Here is a 6,266-nt window from a genome sequence, read left to right as displayed (position 1 = left end):
TCACCGTCCATTCCAGCGGAATGTCGTGTACCAAATAAAACTAAATAAATCATAACAATAGTCCACATCTAAAACTAGGTGTGGATTATTTGACGTTTACGGATATACTATGAACTCTAATGATTATTTAGTAACTGAAGAGGATTCACATGAACCATTTCATGAAGAACATCCAAAAGGAAATTAAATAGGGGCTGTATTAATATCATAAATTAGTTTAAGTTCCTATTTTCCAGAACATACTACAAAGCCACTTACTTCTGTGAAGTTAAGTGGCTCAATTATTTTATAAATTCGTTAATTCATCTAGTAACTTCTTTACACTGTCTGGTTGAACGGATCGATGAATATCATCTATTTTCTTATTAAGTTTTAAACTTAATAAAAGAAAAATAACACTGATAATCATAAAGGGTATTGTTAGTAATAATATTAGTTGAAAAGTTAGATGCTGATTAAAAAGCGTTAAAAATCCACATATGAAGACAATAAGAATACTAGGATACTTAAGAAACTCGTACATTTTACGCCTTCTATTCATGTAGAAATGAAGCTTTTCGAAGCCATTCATATCTTCTTTGACTTTATTCTTGAAACTTTCCTTAGCTAACTCATAATTTCTATTATAATCTTTTAACTCATCATTAACTTTTTTCTTTTCAGCATTTTCTTCCTCAGTTGCAAAAGCTGCTTGAAATGATAATTTCCGCTCCATTTGTTCGAATTCCTTGATATATTCATCTTTATATTTATCGATATGTTCTTGCGTTTGTTTTTCAATAACTTTTTCCGGTATTTTTAATGCCTGGAAAACCTGGAAAAATCCTATATAAAAAACAAATATCGCACCTAACTTTGTGTGTAACATCAAATCTAGTGAAAATGCATAAATTGGAATCAAGCATAAGAATAAAGCTCCTGCTAGACATGCTAAATGAATATTAATCATACTTTTAAACATTATTTATCAATCCTTACTTTCCGTTCCCCTAGAACCTTTTCTTGAACCTTCAATATTTTTCATTACTTTTTTACTTTCTTCCGCTGAAAGATTAGTATATTTTGTCGTTGTTTCTATAGAGTTATGTCCAAGCTGATCTCGTAATAAGATAAGTTCGCCTCCATTTTTAATCCACTCGGTTGCAAATGTATGTCTAAATTTATGAGGGCTCAATCCTTTACCTGTAGAAAACTCATTTCTTGAATTAAATGCTTTTGTATACTTATCTACCAGATTTTGAATCGCCCTTACAGATATTGGCCGGAACTCTCCACCATATTTTGTAACAAAAACATATGGAACTTGTTCTGGAACCATCAGTTTTTCTTTTCTTGCTCGTAAATAAACTTTTAAATCATCAAGAGCAGAAGGGAGGACTAATGCTGTATCTTCCTTATTACCTTTACGAATTATATCAATCTGTTCTTTTTGGAAATCAATGTCTTGTAAAGTAATTGAAGCCAATTCACTGACACGAATTCCACTACCCAGGAAGACACTTAAAATAGCAATATCACGTTCTTTATTATTTTCAAAGTCTGAGAGCATTCTACCTGTAACAGTCTTTTCAAACTCGAACTTCATAAAGTTTAGAAAGTCATCTATTTCATTATCATTCAATATAACGGAACTTATTTTCTTAGCCCGTCGACTAGCCGTTTCTTGTTCTTTATGAAGTTTGATCTTACTAAAAACGTTCCTATAGAAATAGCATTCACCATCATCGTCTTCGGTTTCCTCGGTTAAATAATTGAAAAGTGATTTCAGCGCATAAATATTCCTGTTAATCGCAGATTCAGAACGTTTTCTAATAGGTAAGCCTGCTTCTTTTTCTTTATCGGTTCGAAGATCTTCTTCTTGAAGGTAATCGATATAGAATTCAACGGTTTCTTTCCTTAGATTCTCAAGTAAAGTATAAGGGATATCTTTAATGTCATTTACATCAGCAATGCCCTCTGTTTTTAACCAGGTAAAAAACTTCTCAAATTCATGCGCATAACCTAAGAGGGTGGAGGGGGAGAACCTTGCACGTTTCTTTGATAGTACATACTCTTGAACATATTCGGGGAGGAGCGGAGTAAGATTATTGAGCCGCTCTTCATGTACCATTCGCTCTCTAGATTCTATCGGCATTATTACTTCACTCCATTTTATCTAAATTTTCATTTAATTCGCGTGAAATACAATTTTAACGAATACTCTCCGAAATAATAATTTATCAACTAGACATTCTAAGAGAATTCGGATTACTGGCCTTAGACCAACTATAATTACAATTATACCCGTTATTCCAATTAGAGAGAACAGATAGGCAATTTTTTGACGATTGAATTCATATAGCGCGAGCAAACTACAGATTCTCCTTATTTTTTGATAAAACTATCAACCAAAAAACCAATGACATCAATACCAATATCACGATTGTAGCGTTTTTCAAATGATAGAGCACTGCTTCAAATCCGTTTTCCTCTGAGTTCAATCCAACTGAATTTAGCGAACCGAACATAAAGAACATTTTAGTCGGTTCTTCGTAAAACCCAGAAAAAATAAATAGAGCATAAATACCATTTAAAACTATGAATATAGTTGCTAACCAAATAAGAAATAATTTTAGCAGTGTTAGTGAATGTTTTTTAGTTTTATTCATTTTTGATTCTCCATACTAATTATATGTATACTCCTACCTACTTCCAAAACAGACTATTCTTTACCATATTTAGTACAACAACGATAAGAAAAATTGCTGAAAAAGTTGCCGCAATTGATAAAGGAATATCTTTATGGAGCAAAAAACTTATAGAAACCAGATTTAAAGCCTTTAATATGTGCCTTTTTAAAGGCTAATTTGTTCTTTCTAGCATTATTCTTTAGGTTAAATAATCGGTAAAACAACACTGTAGCAACAGTTAAAGGTAGTAAGGTTGCAAGCAGTAGCATAATTAACATGAGGTTCATAAGAACTTCAATAAAAGATGGAATTGCTTCCAGGTATTGAGACGACCAATTCAATATAAAGTATACAAAGAATCCCAGACCAGGTACTGAAAGACCCAGAAAACAAGGCCATAAATTTTTATAGATACTAGTTATCGAATCTATTAATTTGTCTTCAGAATCTAAATGTATATTCCTCATTTCATGTACTCCTTTTTAACTTACTGTTTCACGCGTAAGTTTATCTAGCTTCTTATTTACATATTCAATAATACCAGTGTCTCCTCTAGTATAAATTAAGTTTAGCTCTTCGATTAAGAGCTCTTTATCTTCACTTGTAAGGAAGTTGATTGCAACCTTTGCCAATACACTATAATAGAAGTTATAAATAATAACTTTCTCTCTATTATCTTCATATGTTTGGTTGGATACACTCGTTATTTCTTGCTGTAACCTCAGCACTTTTCTATTAAGATCGGCTTCCATTCTTTTCATTAGTTTATTATTGGGCAGATCACTAATAGGAAAATATGATTGTAATTTTTTAAGCATAAATTACCGTCCTTTCTGATTAAGTATCTATAAATCGGTCTATAAAAACTATCATTTTATCAATGTTTATCAGCACCAGGTATATCAACGGTGAAGATATCCATATTGCTAAAAATTTTCGTCTATATATCGTACGTTTTTCAGGTAATATAAATTGCATAATTAAAAAGACTACTGTAGGGAGAGCAATTAAATATAAAAATATAAAATAATAGAACATTTTACTTTCTCCTTTTTAAATAGATTAATGACTAGTTTCTGACATTACATATTTTGTAAACCATAAGTAATCATAATTAAACCTATTGTTATACCAACAATCGAAAGTGCAATTTTTTTAAAATTTATCATTTAATTACCTCCAAATCGTTCTCATATGAGAAGGGGGAAACAATAAATATAAGTCCACGCCAACTCATTTCAATATTTAGCAAAGAATAGTTTATATACTGAAAAAGCCAATAATAATACGAAGGGTAGAATTAATAAATATATAAAAAACACTTCTTTTCCATATTCAAATCCTATCCACACACCTAACAGGGCATATAAAAATAAAAATAGATTATAGATTAGATTTGGTTTATTCATACTATCGCCTCCAAGTTAGTTACAATTCAAAAACTACATGAGTGTGATAAAAGTCTCTTTTCCTTTTGAGTTAATAACATTTTTTCAACTCCTATACACTAAAAAAAGGGAAAGGAAAGGAAAGGACAACAACATGTGTATTTATCTTTGCAACGGCAAGGTAGGAATATTTGAATCCTTAAAAGCATCCCAATACCATAGTCTGTAGCTATCAACTATACTTTCATAGTGTTTTATCTTATATTCTCGATGTAGGTGATAGTCAATATGATCTTCTGACATACCAAATACTTCTATGATTGTGTGCGGCTGGGTATCAATGAGTAAGCCATCTGGCACTAAACCATCCCATTTAGGGTGATATTTTGCATTGATTGGGCGTTGAAACAATCGTTTTTTTTCACATAACAAATCATATAGCTTTTTCTCATAGGAACTCTCTATAACGACTCCGTTTTGATTAACTGGTAATACACCTAGACTAATAAACTCTGGATTTTTTCCCTTTCCTGAACTCTTAACGAATCCTCCAACTATGCAATAATCAGAATCTACTCTATTTTTTTGTTTTGACCTTTCTACAACATCTCTTTTTGCGGTAAATGTATAGGTATCCCCGCTAATTGGATTAATCATATTAATATCATAGGTATCTTCTTCCGTTAAATTAAAAGATTTCAATTGGAATATAACAAACGGTTGAGTTTTAGTTCCCAGTTCTTGTTCCAAATAAAAGATCCTACCTATTTTACCCTTATAGAATAGAGAATTCTTTAGACTTATTTTTGTTGCTATGTAATATTTCAAGAGGGTGTAATTATAGATTTGTTCAAAAATCCGTTTCATGTTCGGATATTGCTCTTCACCATCAAAATGGACATAAGTATTCCAGGATTCAGCAACAATAATCTTAATAAGTTGGTGCGTACTCAACTTATTAGATCGTAAGCCCGAACTAAGAGATTTTATAATAGAAGCAACTAAAATTAAAAACAGAAACGCCAAATAACCGTGAATCTGAGATGTTTTAAACAGATTTACGGTTATTTTATTTTTTTGCACATGTTGCTTGAATCGCCTTCGACCAAGGCATGTACTTATTTAAAGTTTCTGGCGTTCGATGGATATCCAGATTTGGTAGTTCTGTTAGTAACTTCACCAAATATTGATAGAAATCCACACCGTTAGCTTTCGCTGTTTCTGCCATACTCAAACAAATCGCATTGGCCTCGGCACCAGCTTCGCTGACGGAAAACATCCAATTTTTTCGACCGATCACACTAGGGCGAATCGCATTTTCTGCTGGATTATTATCCATTTCAATGCGACCATCATAGAGAAAGGCACGAAGCCCATCTGTCAATTTCAGTGTATATTCGGCTGCTTTTCCAAGTGCGTTATTGCCGTAAAAAGGGGATTCCTCAATCCATTTCAGGAATTCTTCTACGATTGGTTTCGAAAGCTTTTGACGTCTTTTTCTTCGCTTACTCGGGGATAATTTTTTAAAATCCCTTTCTAGGCGATAAAGCTCGTCGCAAAATTTCACTCCAATCTGCCCGTTTTTACTGTTCACTTTCAACCAATATCGGCGAACGTGTGCCCAACAATTTGCGAAGGTTACGCCTGGGAGTTTATCGTATGCAGAATAGCCGTCACAGATAATGGTCCCTGTAAAGTTCTCTACAAATCCTTGGAGAACGGATCTCGCACGTGACAACGCACTTTGAAAGAGAATGATAACGGGGCCTTGGCTAGGAGCGCTACGGTACACCCAATTATAGGCATTGGCATTTCCTGGTTTCCCGTCGGAACGATGAATAATTTTTCCGTAGGTTTCATCCACGTGTAAAATAGATTTGTTCATCATCATTTCCTTCATCCGTTGGTACACGGGAAGTAACCAATCCTGAGCTGTTCGTATAACCCAGTTAGACAAATTCTTATCGTTCGTATGTAGGCCACAACGCTCCCATTCTTTTACCTGACGGTAAAGCGGAAGATACTGGATAAATTTATCATAGATTACTTTCGCTAGAATGCTAGGACTTGTCAGACTACGTTGAATAGGAGCCTGTGGTGCTTGGCCTCTTTTTATTTGTGCGTTCTGAAAGGAATGTCCCTTACAATTCTTGCATTCATAAGCATGTTCTACATGCTGTATTTTCTTCATCGTTGCTGGAATAAACAT

Annotated in this window: 7 protein-coding genes; all 7 read right to left on the bottom strand. The window is 33.3% G+C overall.

Annotated features, from left to right (window positions below):
* Positions 1-286: 286 nt before the first annotated feature.
* Positions 287-949: a hypothetical protein gene (locus ACFSBH_RS06270; RefSeq protein WP_379596611.1), complete on the bottom strand. Its 663-nt coding sequence runs from the start codon at positions 947-949 to the stop codon at positions 287-289.
* A gap of 18 nt (positions 950-967) precedes the next feature.
* Complete coding sequence (gene xerS / locus ACFSBH_RS06265) at positions 968-2,134, bottom strand: tyrosine recombinase XerS (RefSeq protein ID WP_379596609.1); 1,167 nt, start codon at positions 2,132-2,134, stop codon at positions 968-970.
* 217 nt (positions 2,135-2,351) lie between these two features.
* Entirely contained in the window at positions 2,352-2,648 is a 297-nt protein-coding gene (locus ACFSBH_RS06260; protein ID WP_379596607.1) for a hypothetical protein, read from the bottom strand.
* 131 nt (positions 2,649-2,779) lie between these two features.
* Positions 2,780-3,136 (bottom strand): hypothetical protein, encoded by a 357-nt coding sequence (locus tag ACFSBH_RS06255; RefSeq protein ID WP_379596605.1) that lies wholly within the window; start codon positions 3,134-3,136, stop codon positions 2,780-2,782.
* 15 nt (positions 3,137-3,151) lie between these two features.
* On the bottom strand, positions 3,152-3,430 hold the full coding sequence (locus ACFSBH_RS06250; RefSeq protein ID WP_379596603.1) for a hypothetical protein: 279 nt from the start codon (positions 3,428-3,430) through the stop codon (positions 3,152-3,154).
* A 789-nt stretch (positions 3,431-4,219) separates the two neighbouring features.
* Entirely contained in the window at positions 4,220-5,140 is a 921-nt protein-coding gene (locus tag ACFSBH_RS06245) for a hypothetical protein (protein ID WP_379596601.1), read from the bottom strand.
* Positions 5,127-6,266, bottom strand: a 1,140-nt coding sequence (gene tnpC / locus ACFSBH_RS06240; RefSeq protein ID WP_379596599.1) for an IS66 family transposase, incomplete at its 5' end; no start/stop codon positions are given. The genes tnpC and ACFSBH_RS06245, both read right to left, overlap by 14 nt.

The sequence above is a fragment of the Oceanobacillus luteolus genome (assembly GCF_042678205.1).
Taxonomy (GTDB): Bacteria; Bacillota; Bacilli; order Bacillales; family Amphibacillaceae; genus Oceanobacillus; species Oceanobacillus luteolus.
The sequence above is the reverse complement of the archived record's forward strand: the minus strand, read 5'-3'. Positions and strand labels throughout refer to the sequence as shown.